Origin of the sequence: Burkholderia sp. SIMBA_051 (assembly GCF_046534915.1) — a bacterium.
Lineage (GTDB): Bacteria > Pseudomonadota > Gammaproteobacteria > Burkholderiales > Burkholderiaceae > Burkholderia > Burkholderia ambifaria.
Window position 1 is genome coordinate 110,617 of sequence record NZ_JAWRXS010000010.1, and the last position, 15,976, is coordinate 126,592.

16 protein-coding genes are annotated in these 15,976 nt (G+C 70.4%); 8 read left to right on the forward strand and 8 right to left on the reverse strand.

Annotated features, from left to right (window positions below):
* Positions 1-16: 16 nt before the first annotated feature.
* Positions 17-229 (reverse strand): hypothetical protein, encoded by a 213-nt coding sequence (locus SB771_RS24225; RefSeq protein WP_410721232.1) that lies wholly within the window; start codon positions 227-229, stop codon positions 17-19.
* Positions 230-560: 331 nt separating this feature from the next.
* Between SB771_RS24225 and SB771_RS24230 the strand changes: the two genes are divergently transcribed.
* Both SB771_RS24230 and SB771_RS24235 read left to right on the forward strand, forming a co-directional pair.
* Positions 561-773 (forward strand): hypothetical protein, encoded by a 213-nt coding sequence (locus SB771_RS24230; protein WP_006753011.1) that lies wholly within the window; start codon positions 561-563, stop codon positions 771-773.
* 58 nt (positions 774-831) lie between these two features.
* A complete protein-coding gene (locus SB771_RS24235) occupies positions 832-1,854 on the forward strand; it encodes a serine/threonine protein kinase (RefSeq protein WP_175662005.1) in 1,023 nt (340 codons plus the stop codon).
* 73 nt (positions 1,855-1,927) lie between these two features.
* On the opposite strand, the gene SB771_RS24240 is transcribed toward SB771_RS24235, so the two are convergent.
* The gene (locus SB771_RS24240; RefSeq protein ID WP_011658182.1) at positions 1,928-3,370 is read right to left on the reverse strand and encodes a coniferyl aldehyde dehydrogenase; all 1,443 of its coding nucleotides are present in this window, start codon (positions 3,368-3,370) and stop codon (positions 1,928-1,930) included.
* Positions 3,371-4,090: 720 nt separating this feature from the next.
* Between SB771_RS24240 and SB771_RS24245 the strand changes: the two genes are divergently transcribed.
* Entirely contained in the window at positions 4,091-5,731 is a 1,641-nt protein-coding gene (locus tag SB771_RS24245) for a GMC family oxidoreductase (RefSeq protein ID WP_175662006.1), read from the forward strand.
* 33 nt (positions 5,732-5,764) lie between these two features.
* Here the strand turns inward: SB771_RS24245 and SB771_RS24250 are convergent, their stop codons facing one another.
* The 6 genes from SB771_RS24250 to fliF are packed head-to-tail and all read right to left on the reverse strand — an operon-like array spanning position 5,765 to position 12,587.
* Positions 5,765-7,132 carry a flagellar hook-length control protein FliK gene (locus tag SB771_RS24250; protein ID WP_175662007.1) on the reverse strand — a complete coding sequence of 456 codons (1,368 nt, stop codon included), beginning with the start codon at positions 7,130-7,132 and terminating at the stop codon, positions 5,765-5,767.
* 31 nt (positions 7,133-7,163) lie between these two features.
* On the reverse strand, positions 7,164-7,622 hold the full coding sequence (gene fliJ / locus SB771_RS24255) for a flagellar export protein FliJ (RefSeq protein ID WP_011658179.1): 459 nt from the start codon (positions 7,620-7,622) through the stop codon (positions 7,164-7,166).
* 5 nt (positions 7,623-7,627) lie between these two features.
* The gene (gene fliI / locus SB771_RS24260; protein ID WP_175662008.1) at positions 7,628-9,169 is read right to left on the reverse strand and encodes a flagellar protein export ATPase FliI; all 1,542 of its coding nucleotides are present in this window, start codon (positions 9,167-9,169) and stop codon (positions 7,628-7,630) included.
* Positions 9,163-9,846 (reverse strand): flagellar assembly protein FliH, encoded by a 684-nt coding sequence (gene fliH / locus SB771_RS24265; RefSeq protein WP_006761727.1) that lies wholly within the window; start codon positions 9,844-9,846, stop codon positions 9,163-9,165. Before fliH ends, fliI begins: the two co-directional genes overlap by 7 nt.
* Positions 9,839-10,834 carry a flagellar motor switch protein FliG gene (gene fliG / locus SB771_RS24270; RefSeq protein ID WP_006753019.1) on the reverse strand — a complete coding sequence of 332 codons (996 nt, stop codon included), beginning with the start codon at positions 10,832-10,834 and terminating at the stop codon, positions 9,839-9,841. The genes fliH and fliG overlap by 8 nt, the downstream gene beginning before the upstream one ends.
* Complete coding sequence (fliF, locus tag SB771_RS24275) at positions 10,824-12,587, reverse strand: flagellar basal-body MS-ring/collar protein FliF (protein ID WP_175662009.1); 1,764 nt, start codon at positions 12,585-12,587, stop codon at positions 10,824-10,826. Before fliF ends, fliG begins: the two co-directional genes overlap by 11 nt.
* 249 nt (positions 12,588-12,836) lie before the next feature.
* Here fliF and fliE point away from each other — a divergent pair, with 249 nt between their 5' ends.
* From fliE to SB771_RS24300, 5 genes are all read left to right on the forward strand, one after another.
* Complete coding sequence (gene fliE, locus SB771_RS24280; protein WP_006761724.1) at positions 12,837-13,181, forward strand: flagellar hook-basal body complex protein FliE; 345 nt, start codon at positions 12,837-12,839, stop codon at positions 13,179-13,181.
* 148 nt (positions 13,182-13,329) lie between these two features.
* Positions 13,330-13,764, forward strand: coding sequence for a flagellar export chaperone FliS (gene fliS, locus SB771_RS24285; protein ID WP_105831985.1), 435 nt, complete (start codon positions 13,330-13,332; stop codon positions 13,762-13,764).
* Positions 13,761-14,093, forward strand: coding sequence for a flagellar protein FliT (locus tag SB771_RS24290; protein ID WP_175662010.1), 333 nt, complete (start codon positions 13,761-13,763; stop codon positions 14,091-14,093). Before fliS ends, SB771_RS24290 begins: the two co-directional genes overlap by 4 nt.
* 73 nt (positions 14,094-14,166) lie before the next feature.
* Positions 14,167-15,528 (forward strand): flagellar hook-length control protein FliK, encoded by a 1,362-nt coding sequence (locus SB771_RS24295; RefSeq protein WP_175662011.1) that lies wholly within the window; start codon positions 14,167-14,169, stop codon positions 15,526-15,528.
* Positions 15,525-15,845, forward strand: a complete 321-nt coding sequence (locus tag SB771_RS24300; RefSeq protein WP_165752180.1) for an EscU/YscU/HrcU family type III secretion system export apparatus switch protein — start codon at positions 15,525-15,527, stop codon at positions 15,843-15,845. Before SB771_RS24295 ends, SB771_RS24300 begins: the two co-directional genes overlap by 4 nt.
* Positions 15,846-15,976: the final 131 nt, after the last annotated feature.

The window sequence follows — 15,976 nt, forward strand, 5'->3', positions numbered from 1 at the left end:
GCATGAGCATCTGACATTAGTGCGGCGTGAAGGCGGCGACGAGCGTGCGCAGCGACGACAGCACCAGCGACATCGTCATCAACCAGTGGCGGCTCGCACCTTTCGACACGAAGCCCGCAAACAGTACCGCGACGCTCGCGCGCGAGTCGTTGCGCGAGCCGCGTTCGAGATAGGGCGGGGAGGCATTGCTCTGCGCGGCCGGGAGCGTGGTTCCGTCGGATGCGGTCACGCGCGATATCACGACGGCCGGAGCAAAGGCCAGACGATACGTGCATCGCGCAATTCGCGTGTGGATCGCATGCCCGGCGCGATTCGGCGGACAGTCACATTCGACAGGGTATGATGGGGGTATCCGCCCGTGCAAGCGCACGCGCGACGCAGTGGTTGATTGGAGACATTCGACGAATTCGCGGCACTTCGCCCGCTTCTTCTTCTTTTCGCGCTTCGATAAACCGTGAACAATGGGATCATGCGCAACACCCCGCCGAGGGCGGCGCGGATCGTGCATTTGCCGGCTCGTCAGCGGGCCGGGTTTCAAGATTCAAGAGTGGGGAACCATCATGCATGTCGGGTCGATTGTCTGCACTACCCATATCGCGGTGCCCAAGGGCGCGCGCGGCATCGTCCAGCGCCTTCTGGGCGACATGGCCATGGTGACCTGGTACGCGGGCGTGCCGGGCGAGTCGAAAGAACTCAACACCGAGCCGTTCTTTCTCGAGGATCTGATCGACACCGGCGAATCCGTGCTGCCGGCCGGCGCCGCGATCCACTGAGCACGCGCGCCGCATCGGACGCTCGTGTTTCGGCGCGGCTGACGGCACAATGCGGGGCATGACAGACGCCACTTCCGCCCCCGCTGCTCCCGCCGGCCCGCCGTTCGCCGGCCTCACGCCCGAGTGCGTGCTCGACGCGCTCGACAGCGTGCTGATGCCGGCCGGGCTGCGCACCGACGGGCGCATGCTCGCCCTCAACAGCTACGAGAACCGCGTCTATCAGGTCGGCATCGAAGACGGCCCGCCCGTCGTCGCGAAGTTCTACCGGCCCGAGCGATGGTCGGACGACGCGATCCTCGAAGAACACGCATTCGTCGCCGAACTTGCCGCGCGCGAGATTCCGGTGGTGCCCGCGACCGCCTTCGACGGCCGCACGCTGCACGCGTTCGACGGCTTCCGCTTCTCGATCTTCGAGCGGCGCGGCGGCCGCGCGCCCGATCTCGACCGCAGCGACACGCTCGAATGGCTCGGCCGCTTCATCGGCCGCATTCACGCGGTGGGCGCGACGCAGCCTTACGTCGCGCGTCCGGTGCTCGACATCCGCACGTTCGGCTACGAGCCGCGCGACTACCTGCTCGCGCACGATTTCATTCCCGACGATGTACGTCCTGCGTACGAGACGGCGGTCACGCTCGCGCTGGAAGGCGTCGAGGCCGCGTTCGAGCGTGCGGGCGAAATCCGCCTGCTGCGCACGCACGGCGATTGCCATCCGAGCAACGTGCTGTGGACCGACGCGGGGCCGCATTTCGTCGACTTCGACGACAGCCGGATGGCGCCGGCGGTTCAGGACCTGTGGCTGCTGCTGCCGGGCGATCGCGAAGGCGCATCGCGCGCGCTAGCGGACCTGCTCGCCGGTTATGAGGACTTCTGCGAATTCGAGCCGCGCGAACTGCATCTGGTCGAAGCGCTGCGCACGCTGCGGTTGATCCACTACGCGGCCTGGCTTGCGCGCCGCTGGGACGATCCGGCGTTTCCGGCCGCGTTCCCGTGGTTCAACACGCATCGCTACTGGGAAGCACGCGTACTCGAGCTGCGCGAGCAGATCGGCGCGATGCAGGAAGGGCCGCTCTGGCCCGTGTGACGGCGCGCGCGGCAGCGTCGCCGCGCGGCGTGTTCAGCGCGGGCCGCCACGCATTGCGCGCGGCCCGCATCGCTCAGAACTTCAGCATCATCCGGATCACCGCGGCGAAGCGCCTGCCGTAAGGCGGTGCGATCAGCCCGCGAGTATTCAGGCGCGCCTGCGTGAGCACGGGCTTCATCTTCGAGAACGTCACGAAGCCGTCGTAGCCGTGATACGCACCCATCCCGCTCGCGCCGACGCCGCCGAACGGCAAGCTGCCGCACGCGATGTGCAGCAGCGCGTCGTTGACGGTCACGCCGCCCGAGATCGTTTCGCGCATCACGCGATCGACCGTGCCGCCATCCTCGTCGAACAGATACAGCGCAAGCGGGCGCGGGCGCGCATTCACGTACGCGATCGCCTCGTCGAGCCGCTCGTACGGCACGAGCGGCAGCAAGGGCCCGAAGATTTCCTCCTGCATCAGCTGCGACGCGGCCGGCACGTGCGTGACCGCGCACGGCACGAAGCGGCGCGACGCGGGATCGGACTGCGCGTCCGACAGCGGATGCAGTTGCGCGCCGGCCGCCTGCGCGTCGGTCGCAAGCTGCTGCAGCCGCGCGTAGTGGCGCGGCGACACGATCGTCGTGTAGTCGCCGTTGGTCGACAGGTCCGGATACAGCTTGGCGAAGCGCGCCCGCGCGCGCTCGATGAACGCGGCTTCCATCCCGCGCGGCAGCAGCACGTAGTCGGGCGCGATGCAGGTCTGGCCCGCGTTCAGCGTCTTGCCGCCGATGATCGCGTCGACCGCGGCATCGAAGCGCGCATTCGGGCCGATGATCGCCGGCGACTTGCCGCCGAGTTCGAGCGTGACGGGCGTGAGATTGTCGGCCGCGGCGCGCATCACGTGGCGGCCGACATGCGTCGAGCCGGTGAACAGCAGATGATCGAACGGCAGCGCGCTGAACGCGGCGCCGATCTCGGCATCGCCGTTCACAACCGCGACGTGGTCGCGCGAGAAGGTCTTCGCGATCAGTTGCTCGAACAACGCCGACGTGCGCGGCGTCAGTTCGGACATCTTGATGATCGCGCGGTTGCCGGCCGCGAGCGCGCAGATCAGCGGCCCGGCCGCGAGCAGGATCGGATAGTTCCACGGCACGACGATGCCGACCACGCCGAGCGGTTGCGGCAGCACCTTCGCGCGCGCCGGCCGCAGCCACTTGTTCATCGGCTTGCTGATCGGCTTCATCCAGCGCTTGCCGTGCTTGAGCGCGTCGTCGATCTCTTCCTTCGCCATCCAGATTTCCGACAGCAGCACTTCCTGCTTCGCGCGGTGGCCGAAGTCGGCGCTGATCGCGTCGGCGAGTGCATCCGCGTGATCGAGCAGCATGGTGCGCAGCGCGCGCAGGTGCTGCGCGCGGGTGTCCCACTCCGGATAGGGCGCGCGCAGGTAGGCCGCGCGCTGGTCGCGCAGCAGCGCCGTCAGCGCATCGACCGACGGCAGCGCTTGCGGGGCCAGTTCGGGCAGGTCGTTCTTCATGTCGTCTCCTCCAGTGGGGCGTGGCACGTCGGCCAGCAGTCAGGCCGCACGTGAGCGCTCGGCGCGCGTGGCGGGGCGGATCAGGGTGGCGCGCGTCGCGCGGCGCGGGGCCGGATGCGATGCGCGGGTGAAAACAGGGTGCGGCGTGCGGCAAGCGTCGTATCCGCGCGACGGTGTTCGCGTCCGAAAACGGGGCTGTACGGTGCGCGCGTGCGGCCCGATGCGATTGCCGGCTGCCGCGCGATCGCACGCTGCGGGTGCTTGCGCGCACACCGAAGCGGGGCCGCGCGATGCGCGTCGCGACCCGCGCACCGGCAGGTCGGATCGCTCATTCGACGAGCCATCCAAACGGTCGGCCATACGTTGCATTGTTCGATTTCGACCGGCCGCGCGCACGGTGCCGGTCGCAACCATTCGGGCGTCCGTTTGAAATGAAATGCGGGCCGCACGCGGTGCGTCCGGACCACCCGGTCGGCACGCGGCCTGCAGAACGTCGCGCTGCATCATCGTCTCCCTTTTTTCACGGCGGCGCGGCTTCTGGCGGCCGCTGCCTCGCGTCGCATCGATCGATACATCTTAAATTTAGTTCACGCGGGCGTTTAGAGGAATCGCTCTTGAATCGGCGTGCCGCGCGCGCGACGGCCATTCCTACAATGCCCGAACATTACAAGCGGGAGCCGGCCGCGCCGGGCGCCGTTCATGACACGAAGGAGACGTGACATGCAATACGACTACATCATCGTGGGCGGCGGGTCGGGCGGCTCGAGCGTCGCCAGCCGCCTCGCCGATGCATGCCCCGACGCGACGATCGCGCTGATCGAGGCCGGCCCGCACACGGAGCGCAACCTGCTCGTCAACATGCCGGTGGGGATCGCGGCGCTCGTGCCGTTCAAGCTCGGCACGAACTACGGTTACGAGACGGTGCCGCAGCCGGGCCTCGGCGGCCGGCGCGGCTACCAACCGCGCGGACGCGGGATGGGCGGCTCGAGCGCGATCAACGCGATGATCTACACGCGCGGCCACCCGGGCGACTACGACGAGTGGGCCCAGCTCGGCGCGACGGGCTGGGGCTGGCAGGACGTGTTGCCGTATTTCCGCCGCGCGGAAGGCAACGCGCGCGGCGCCGATGCATGGCACGGCGCGGACGGCCCGTTGACGGTGTCCGATCTGCGCTTTCGCAATCCGTTCTCCGAACGATTCATCCAGGCCGCGCACGCGGCCGGCTATCCGCTGAACAACGATTTCAACGGCGCGACGCAGGAAGGCGTCGGCTTCTATCAGGTCACGCATCGCGACGGCTCGCGCTGCAGCGTCGCGCGTGCGTATATCTATGGCCGCAACCGGCCGAACCTGCACGTGATCACCGATGCGACGGTGCTGCGCGTCGGCTTCGACGGCAAGCGCGCGGTCGGCGTCGTGGTGTCGCGCGACGGGCGCGTCGAGACGCTCGGCGCGCGGGCGGAGGTGATTCTGTCGGCCGGCGCGTTCAATTCGCCGCAACTGCTGATGTGCTCGGGGATCGGTCCGGCGGAGCAGCTCCGGCGGCACGGGATCGCGATCGTGCAGGACGCGCCGGACGTCGGCGCCAACCTGATCGACCATATCGACTTCATCATCAACACGCGCGTGAATTCGTCGGAGCTGGTCGGCATCTGCCTGCGCGGCATCGCGAAGATGACGCCGGCGCTCGCGCGCTATGTCTCGAGCCGCACGGGGATGATGACGAGCAACGTCGCGGAGGCCGGCGGCTTCATCAAGAGCGATCCGTCGCTCGACCGACCGGACCTGCAACTGCATTTCTGCACGGCGCTCGTCGATGACCACAACCGCAAGATGCACTGGGGCTTCGGCTATTCGCTGCACGTGTGCGCGCTGCGCCCGTTCAGCCGTGGCACGGTCGCCCTCGCGAGCGGCGATGCGCGCGACGCGCCGCTGATCGATCCGCGCTTCTTCAGCGATACGCGCGATCTCGACCTGCTCGTGCGCGGTGCGCAGGCGATGCGCCGGATCTTGTCGCAGGCGCCGCTCGCGTCGCAGGGCGGGCGCGAGCTGTACACGCGGGCGGACCAGAGCGAAGCCGAGCTGCGCGCGACGATCGTCGCGCACGCCGACACGATCTATCACCCGGTCGGCACCTGCCGGATGGGTTCGGATGTGCGCGCGGTCGTGGATCCGCAACTGCGCGTGCGGGGTGTCGACGGGCTGCGGGTGGTGGACGCGGCGGTGATGCCGACGCTGATCGGCGGGAACACGAATGCGCCGTCGGTGATGATCGGCGAACGCGCGGCGGACTTCATCGTCGCGACGCGCAAGGGCGCGGTGCCGCGCGGCGAGGCGGCCGCGGCGGTGCACGGCCGCTGAGCGGCGCGCACCGGCACGCGAGCGGCGCGATGCTCAGGCGAACGTATCGACGAGGCCCGCGCGGCTCACGGTCGCGCCGGCCGCTGCGGATTGCGCAGCGTCGACCGGTGCATCGACGGCTGACGATCCGGCGCGTGCGCGCGGCGACGGCCGGCCGCCGGCGAAGCTCTGTTGCGGGTTCTGCTGCTGCTGCGCGAAGCCGCCGTCGCTGACGGTCGCGCTGCCCAGGCCGAGCCCGCCCGCTTCCATCGCTTCGCGCAGCTTCGGCAGCGCGGCTTCGACCGCGTCGCGCACCTGCGCGTGCTGCGAGACGAACAGCGCATGCGCGTGATTGTCCGCGACACGCAGCACGACCTGCAGCGGGCCGAGGTCCGGCGGGTTCAGCGTGAGCTCGGCGCTCTGCTGATGCGCATTCGACAGGAACACGACCTTCTGGCTCAGCGCGTCGGTCCAGTCGGCGGTGCCGACATGCGGGGCCAGCACGTGGGCGTTGGCCGCGGCGACCGAGCTGGCGGCCGGCGATGCCTGCAGATTCGCCTGCGCGGCTGCCGCAGCCGTTGCGGCGGCAGCGACCGATGCGTCGGCGGCCGGGCTGGCGGCTTCCTCGGTGGCGGCGAGCGCATGCGCGGTCGGCTGGCCGGCGGCGCCCGCCTGCAGCGCCTGGGCGGTGGCTTGCGTGGGCGTCGGCTGCGTCGCGAGCGCGCCTTTCGCGTCGGCGAGCGTGCGGTCGAAGGTCGGGACTTTCGGCGTCAGCGGCGCGGCGGCGGCCGATGCGGACGTCGTCGATGCCGGCGCTGTCGCGGCCGTTGCTGCTGCCGTGCCCGTCGCGGGCATCGCGATCGCACCCGCGCCGCCCGTCAGTTTCGCCAGCGCAGCTTGCAGCGCGTCGCGACCCGACGCCGGCAACGCCGGCTCGGCGGCCGCATCCTTGCTTGCATGATTCGTCAGCGCGGCCGTAGCGTCGGGTTGGCCGGACACGGCCGTCGTTTGCGCGGCCGTGGCGGCGGTATCGGCTGCGGCACCGGCCGGCGCCCCGTCGTTCACGCGCGCCTGCAGTTGCGCCTGAACGGCGGCGGCCGCGGCGAGCGCGGCGGCGTCGGCGCTGGGCGTCGCGTTCGCGTCGTCGGTCGACTTGTCGTCGACGCGGTCGGCGGGCTTCGCGCCGGCGGGCGACGTCGACGACGCCTGTTGCGTCGCGGTATCCGGCTTGCCGGCGTTCGCCGCGTCGTGCCGTGTGCCGACGCTTTGCTTCAGCGTCTGCGCGAACGGCACGGCGGCCGGGCTGGTTGCGGCATCGTTGCCGGCGGACGTCGCGGCGGCGGACGAACCCGCGCCGCGCGCGGCCTTGATGGCGGTGCCGGCGGTGTCGAGCAGCGCGCCGAGCAGGGGCAGGGGAGGCATGGCGATTCTCTCGTTCGAAAGCGGTGAGCGGTTACGCCGAGCGGGCCGCATCGGCCCGCATGCGCAGAATCTTCGCGGCGTGTTCGTCGGCGTCGCGCTGTTCGCGCTTCGCGGCACGCTGCGTTTCCTGCGCGACGCCGCGCGCCTGCAGGGTTTCGTATGAACCGACGGTGCGTTTCTTCTGTTGCCAGTTCGGGCGCGCCTCGTCGATGCGCAGTTCGGCCGCGGCCAGCACGGTGCGCTGCTGCGCGATCGCCGCGTCGAGCGTATCGATGAACGCCTGGAAATTGCGCCAGTTGCCGGCCGGCATCCCGTGCTGCGCGGACTGCGAAAAGCGCGCGTGGTATTCGTCGCGATAGCGCAGCAGCGCGTCGAGCTGTTCGGCGGCCGCGGTGCGGTCGCGCTGCGCGGTGCCGAGCTGCTTCGTGGCCGTGTCGAGATCTTCCTGCGCGCGGTCGAGCAGCAGTTGAAGGGGAAAGCCGTGTGCCATCGGAATCAGCCTCCGTGTACGTCGAACAGCGCATCGAGCCCGGCGAGGCTCGACGCGAACGGCGCGCATTCGCGAAAGCCCTGCTGCAGGAACGATTCGATGCGCGGATAGAGCGCGATCGCGCGGTCGAGCTGCGCGTCGCGGCCCGGTGCATAGGCGCCGACCGCGATCAGGTCGCGATTGCGCTGGTAGCGCGACAGCATCTGCTTGAACTGCCGCACGCGGTCGAGATGCGTTTCGTCGATCAGCGCGGTCATTGCGCGGCTGATCGACGCCTCGATGTCGATCGCCGGATAGTGGCCGGCCTCGGCGAGCGCGCGCGACAGCACGATGTGGCCGTCGAGGATCGCGCGCGCCGAGTCGGCGATCGGGTCCTGCTGGTCGTCGCCTTCGGTCAGCACCGTGTAGAACGCAGTGATCGAGCCGCCGCCTTCGGGCCCGTTGCCGGTGCGCTCGACGAGCGCGGGCAGCTTCGCGAACACCGACGGCGGATAGCCCTTGGTCGCGGGCGGCTCGCCGATCGCGAGTGCGATCTCGCGCTGCGCCATCGCGTAGCGCGTCAGCGAATCCATCAGCAGCAGCACGTGCTTGCCCTGGTCGCGGAAATACTCGGCGAGCGACGTCGCGTAGGCGGCGCCCTGCATCCGCAGCAGCGGCGACACGTCGGCCGGCGCCGCGACGACGACCGAGCGCGCGAGCCCGTCCTCGCCGAGGATCTGTTCGATGAATTCCTTCACTTCGCGGCCGCGTTCGCCGATCAGCCCGATCACGATCACTTCCGCGCTGGTGTAGCGCGCCATCGTGCCGAGCAGCACCGACTTGCCGACGCCGGACCCCGCGAACAGGCCCATCCGCTGCCCGCGGCCGACGGTGAGCAGCGCGTTGATCGCGCGCACGCCGACGTCGAGCACGCTGTGGATCGGCTCGCGATCGAGCGGGTTGATCGACGGCGCCGACAGCGCTGCGTCGACCTTCGACGCGAGCGGGCCGAGGCCGTCGAGCGGGCGGCCCGACGCGTCGACCACACGCCCGAGCATTTCCCAGCCGACCGGCAGCCGTTTGGCGCCCGCGAGCGGATCGGCGACGGGGGCGCTTTCCCGCGGCCACACGCGCGCGCCGGGCAGCACGCCGGCGACATCGGTGGTCGGCATCAGGAACAGGCGATCGCCGGAGAACCCGACGACTTCCGCTTCCGCGTGCGGCAGCGTGCTGCCGGGCGGCAGTTCGATCGTGCATTCGGCGCCGACCGACAGGCGCAGCCCGATCGCCTCGAGCACGAGGCCCGCAGCGCGCGTGAGACGCCCGCACGGCCGCAGCGGCAGCGCGCGGTGGCTGCGCGTCGCGAGCCCGTTCAGGTGCGTGCGCCAGTGCGCGAGATGCGGATTGTGCGGGGCGCGCGGTGCGTCGTCCGCAGCGGGTGCCGCGTGCGGATCGGCGCCGTGGGCGGAGTCGTGCGCGCCGTCGGGGCCGAACGACGCGAGCGCGAGTTCGCGCTCGAGCGGCGTCATGCCGTCGTACAGGATCGATTCGGGCGTGGGTGTCACCATGCGCTCACCTTGCCGATCGCGGCGGCGACGCGCTGCCAGCGGGTGGGCAGCGTCGCGTCGACCTCGCCCGTCGCGGCGTGCGCGCGGCAGCCGCCGCGCTCGATCGACGTGTCGGTGCGCACGGTCCAGCCGAGCGTATCGAGATCGTCCTGCAGATAGGCTTCGACGACGGGCAGGTCGGCCGGATTCACCGCGAGATGCGGCGCGCCGGACAACGCCGGTTCGGCGGCGAGCACGTCGCGCACGGCCGCGACGAGCGCCGCGGGATCGTGCTTCACGTGCTGGCGCACGACCTGCTGCGCGATGTCGAGCGCGAGCTGCGCGAGATCGGACGCGAGATCGTGCTCGACGCTCGACACGGCTTCGCGGAACGACGCGGCGAGCGCCGCGAGCTGCGCGGCCTGTTCGCGGGCTTCGGCCTGGCCGGCCTCGAAACCCTGCTCGCGGCCCTGGTCGAAACCGGCCTGGTAACCCAGCGCCTGGCCTTCGACGTGACCGGCCGCATGGCCTTCGGCATGCGCGGCGTCGCGCACGCGCTGCAGTTCCTCGGCGAGCGCGGCGGCGGCCGCGGCCGCGTCGTCGGGCGGCGGCGGGGGCGGCGGCGGATCGAACGACGCCATCTCCCACCGCTGGTACGCGGTGAGGGTGGCGGCCCGATCGCGCACGGAATCAGACATATGCGTCTTCCGCCTTGCCGCCGATCACGATCTGACCGCTCTCGGCGAGGTTGCGCACGATCTGCAGGATGCGGCGCTGCTGCGTCTCGACTTCCGACACGCGCACCGGGCCGCGTGCGTCGAGATCCTCCGCGAGCAGTTCGGCCGCGCGTTGCGACATGTTCGCGAGGAACTTCTGGCGCAGCGCGGGCGGCGCGCCCTTCAGCGCGATGATCAGCGTTTCCGACTCGACTTCCTTCAGCACCATCTGGATTGCGCGATCCTCGAGGTCGAGCAGGTTCTCGAACACGAACATCTGGTCGACGATCTTCTGCGCGAGGTCGGCGTCGTACTGGCGCACGCTTTCGAGCACACCTTCTTCATGATTGCTCGTCATGAAGTTGAGGATCTCGGCCGCGGTGCGGATGCCGCCCATCGGGCTGCGCTTCAGGTTGTCGCTGCCGGACAGCAGGCCGGTGAGCACGTCGTCGAGCTCGCGCAGCGCGGCCGGCTGGATGCCGTCGAGCGTCGCGATCCGCAGCAGCACGTCGTTGCGCAGCCGCTCGGTGAAGCACGACGCGATCTCGGACGCCTGGTCGCGGTCGAGGTGCACGAGGATCGTCGCGATGATCTGCGGATGCTCGTTCTTGATCAGTTCGGCCACCGCGCCCGAGTCCATCCACTTCAGGCCCTCGATGCCGCTCGTGTCGCTGCCCTGCAGGATCCGGTCGATCAGCACGCCGGCCTTGTCCTCGCCGAGCGCCTTGGTCAGCACCGAGCGGATGTACTCGCTGGAATCGAGCGACAGCGCGGTGTGCTGCTCGGCTTCCTTCGCGAATTCCTGCAGCACGCCCTCGACCTGCTCGCGCGTGACGTTCTTCAGCGCGGCCATCGCGGCGCCGATCTTCTGCACCTCGCGCGGCGCGAGGAACTTGAATACTTCAGCGGCCTCTTCCTCGCCGATCGACATCAGCAGCAGTGCGCTCTTGGTCAGGCCTTCAGCGTTCATCGGACACCCAGTTCTTCACGACGGTGGCGACGATCTTCGGATCCTGGCGGGCGATCGTGCGCGCGTAGTCGAGGTTGCGTTCGTAGCGGTTCTTTTCGTTCTCGAAGCCCAGCAGCAGCGGATCGGGCTCGTCGGCCCTGTCCGGGGCGGGCAGGCCGTCGAGCGCGACCGGATCGTCCGGCGCCGCGAGCGCCGGGGCGACCGGCTCGGGCGGCGGGAACGCGCGGCGCATCGCCGGGCGCACGAACATGAAATAGAGCGCCGCCGCGGCTGCCGCGATGCCGAGCCACTTCGCGGCTTCCTTCGCCATCGCGATCATGTCCGGCTGGCGCCACCACGGCAGGTCGGCGTACGGATCGCCGACGCTCGAGAACGCGCTGTTCACGACGTTCACCGAATCGCCGCGCTTCTCGTCGTAGCCCATCGCGTCCTTCACGAGCTGCTCGATCTGCGCGAGCTTCGCGGGCGGCAGCGGCTGCATCGTCACGTGGCCCTTCGCGTCGGCGACCGGCTGGTAGTTGACGACGACGGCGACCGACAGCCGCTTCACGTTGCCCATCGGCTGCTCGACGTGGCGGATCGTCTTGTCGAGCTCGTAGTTGGTGGTCTGGTCCTTGCGATCGCTGACGGGCGTCGACTGCGCGCCATTCTGGCCGTTGCCGGCGACGATCGGCGCGGAGGCCGGCTGCGGCGGCGTGTTCGACAGCGCGCCCGGCACGCCCGATGCGCCGCCCTGCGCGAGCTCGGTCGCGCTGCTGGTTTGCTGGCTGCGGATCGCGGCCTGCTGCGGCGTGCCGTTCGGGCCGTAGCTTTCCGAGGTCTGCTCGAGCTTCGAGAAATCGATGTCGGCGCTGACCTGCGAGCGCGCGTTGCCGGTGCCGAAGATCGGCGCGAGGATCGAATCGATGCGCTTCTGCGTATTGCGCTCGACCTGCTGCACGTACTTGAGCTGGCTCGCGTCGAGGCCGGAGGCCGACGCGGTCTGCGTCAGCAGGTTGCCGTCCTGGTCGACGATCGTCACGTTCTTCGCCGGCATGTCGGGCACGCCGGACGACACCATCCGCGTGATCGCCTGCACCTGGCCCTCGTCGAGCACGCGGCCCGGGTAGAGGTCGACGAATACCGACGCGCTCGGCGCTTCCTTGTCGCGCACGAACACCGACGGCTTCGGGATCGCGAGATGCACGCGCGCGCCGCGCACCGCGTTGATCGATTCGATCGTGCGCTGCAGCTCGCCTTCGAGCGCGCGCTGGTAATTCACCTGCTCGGCGAACTGGCTGATGCCGAATTTCTGGTTGTCCATCAGCTCGAAGCCGACCGAGCCGCCCTTGGGCAGGCCCAGTGCGGCGAGCTTCAGGCGCGTTTCATGCACCTGGTTCGACGGCACGAGGATCGCGCCGCCGGCGTCGGCGAACTTGTACGGAACGTTGGCCTGCTGGAGCGCGGCGATGATCGCGCCGCCGTCGCGGTCCGACAGGTTGCTGTACAGCACGCGATAGTCGGGCGCGCGGCTCCACAGCACGAGCGCGGTGATCGCGGCGATCGCGAACGCGACGGCGATCACGAACGGCAGCTTCGGGTTGCCCTTCATCCGCGAGATGCCGGGGATGCGTTCCGCGAAACCGCCGAACCCGAAGTCCGCGCCGGCGCCGCCTGCTCCCGGCAACGCGGCGGCCGCGGTGGCGCCTGGCACCGGGCTGGCGAGGCCCGTGCGGGCGTCGGGGTTGATCAGCGAGTTGGCCTGCGAATCCATGCGTGGAGTTTCTCCGGAGCGGGACGACTGAGCCGCTCGGACGAGCGGACGGACAATGACACGTTGCGATTATCGGGATCCGGGGGCGACTCCGATCGACCGAAAAGAGCGGGGTTTCCCCCGTACTTTCGCGGCTTTGGCGGGCGCCGCGCTGCTATCCTTTTTCGCGATCCGGCATGGTGCGCATGGTGCGGCGCCGGCGCAAACGCCCGGTGGGCCCGGGTCTCTTCTCTTATGTGTGGGGACAGCATGACTGCCAACGTCAGCGGAATCGGTTCGGTGTTGCAACAGATGCAGGCGATGGCCGCGCAGGCGGGCGGCGGCGTCGCGAGCCCGACGGCTGCGCTCGCCGGCTCGGGCGCCGCGACGGCCGGCACGTTCGCGAGCGCGATGAAGGCGTCGCTCGACAAGATCAGCGGTGACCAGCAGCACGCGCTCGGCGAGGCGCAGGCGTTCGAGGTCGGTGCGGCCAACGTGTCGCTGAACGACGTGATGGTCGACATGCAGAAGGCCAACATCGGCTTCCAGTTCGGGCTCCAGGTCCGCAACAAGCTCGTGAGCGCGTACAACGACATCATGCAGATGTCGGTGTGACGAGCCGGTCACGCCGCGGCGGCCGGGCTGGCGGCCCGCGCGCCTAAAGCTTTTCAATTCCCTTCCGATAACTCCGGTACAAGGCCGCGTCGTGCAACGCAGGGCGGCGGCCTCCGCATAGCCAACGCATCACAAGGAGAAGAAGCGCATGTTTTCCCCAGGACACGCTGGAGCCAGTGCGTACGCGCGTGTCGGCGTCGAGACGGGGGTGATGGGCGCCTCCCCGCACCGGCTGATCGCGATGCTGTACCAGGGCGCGCGGCAGGCCATCGCGCTCGCGCGCATGCACCTGCAGCAGGGCAACGTGCCCGCACGCGGCGAAGCGATCGGCAAGGCGATCGGGATCGTCGAGAGCGGGCTGCAGGCGTCGCTGAACCGCGACGCGGGCGGCGAGATCGCCGGGCGCCTGGATGCGCTGTACGCCTATATCGTCCGGCGTTTGCTGGAAGCCAACATGCATGCGAGCGACGCGATGCTGGTCGAGGTCGACGGACTGCTCGCCACGCTCGAGGAAGCGTGGACGGGCATCGCCCCCGAAGTCGCGCGGATGACCGCGCAACAGGCGGCGGACGCGGCGCGATGAATCTCAAGGCCGAATACTTCGCCCGCTACGAGGCGCTCGCGGCCGTGTCGGGCCGCATGCTGAGCGCGGCACGCGGTGCCGACTGGAGCGCGCTGCCGGAGTTGCAGGACGAATTCCTGCGGCTCGTCGAGGGGTTGAAGGAGGCCGATCCGGGCGTCGCGCTCGACGAATCGGACCTCGGCCGCAAGCTCGGGCTGATCCGCCGCATCCTCGCCGACGACGCCGCGATCCGCGATCTCGCGAGCCCGGAAGTCGCGCGGCTGTCCGCGCTGTTCGAGGCGCGGCGCTCGACCAAGGTATTGACCGATCTCTACCGCGCGCGCGGCTAGTGCCCGTTTGCCGGGGCGGCGGTTGCCGCGCCCGGCTTCGCAACGATGTGGCTGAGGTGAGCAGGCTCCGATCATGACCGGTATCGACTCCGTTGCGGCCGCCGTGCTGGCGAGCCGCCTCGACAGCCTGCTGAGCGGCACCGTGTCGCCGTCGGCCGGCGGCGGGGCGGCCTCGCAGGTCGGCACGCCCGGCGCCGGCGCATCGTCCGCGGCGCCGGCGGGCGGCTCGCCCGTCGCGCCGCCGGCATCCGCGCAGACCGCGTTGTCCGACGTCGCGCTCGTGCTCGACGCGATCTCGCGCTCGGGCGGGGCCGCGACGCCCGTGATCGCCGGGCGTACGCCGCTGCTGGCCGATCCGTCCGTGCTGCTGAGCGCGGCGGCCGTGCCGCCGCACGGACAGCCGGCCGCGGGTCCTGCTGCGCCTGTCGCTTCTTCTTCCGCTGCATTGCCCGCGTCCGACGTCGCGGCCGCGCGCGCCGCGTCGGACGCGCCGCCGGTCGCCGCGCTGCGCGCGGCGCTCGCGCAGGCCGTGAGCGAAAGCGGCCTCTTTTACGAATCCCATCTCGCGCAGTGGCTGGCCGGCCAGCGCCCGCTCGCCGCGCTGATGCGCGAACCGCAGGCGCGCCTCACGGCCGAGCCGGTGCAGCCGGCCCCGGATGCCGTGCAGCAAGACGCGCCCGATGTGCTCGACGAACTGCTCGCGCCGCGTCTGCCGCTGCCGGCGGCCGCGCGAACCGCCGTGCAGCCGGGCGCGCCCGCGCCGGGCGGTGCGGCTGCGCACTCGCTCGCTCCCGCGCAGAACGCGCCGGCGGCCGCTCGGCCGGGCATGGCGTCGAACACGGCCGGTACGACCGACCCGCTCGGCGACCATCCCGATGCACGCTGGACGCCCGCGCGCGCCGAACTGGCGGCCGCGTCGGCCGATCCGCAGGCGCAGGCATCGGCTGCTCCCGTGCATCCGGCCGCCGTGCCGATCGTGCGGCAGCAGCTCGACGCGCTGGCGACCGACCAGTTCCGCTGGGCAGGCGAGGCGTGGCCCGGCGCGCGGCTCGACTGGACGATCGAGCCCGACGATTCCGGCGGCCACGCGTCGCGCGGCGGCGACGACGCGGGAGACGGCATCGCGTGGCGCACGCGGCTGACGCTGACGCTGCCGTCGCTCGGGACGGTCGACGCGGAACTGGTGTTGAACGGCGCGCAACTCGTCGCGCGGCTGCGCGCGAATTCGGCGGGCGCCGACCGGCTCACGCGCCACGAGGCCGCGCTGCGGCAGCGGTTCGAGGGTTCGGGGCTGCGGCTCGGCGGACTGTCGATCCGCGCGGTCGGCGACGAACCGGACGGCTTCGACCCGCTCGTCGCGCACGCGGCTGCCGCCGCGTATGCGCGCAGCGCGCCGGGCGGCACGCCGGGTGCCGACGACGAGACGCCGCGATGAGCATGGCATCCCGCAAGCGCGCGGCCGCGCTCGTCTACGATCCGAAAGGCGGCGATGCCGCGCCGCGCGTGGTCGCGAAGGGATACGGCCTGGTCGCCGAAATGATCGTCGCCCGGGCACGCGATGCGGGGCTGTACGTGCATACCGCGCCGGAGATGGTGTCGCTGCTGATGCAGGTCGACCTCGACGACCGGATTCCGCCGCAGCTTTACCAGGCCGTCGCGGATCTGCTCGCGTGGCTGTATGCGCTCGATCGCACCGAGCCCGAGCCGGGCGACGCCGCGCCGCGCTTTCCGCTGCCGCCGCTGCGTCGCTGAACACACGGCCGCGCGGTTTCTTGCGAACGGCTGTCGCGGTCTTTCGCAATCATTTCGTCGGTATTTTTGTTCCATTGCCGGGGATCGGCGCGCAATCCGCCTGCTTCATCGCTCATCGGCTGAATTTGTCG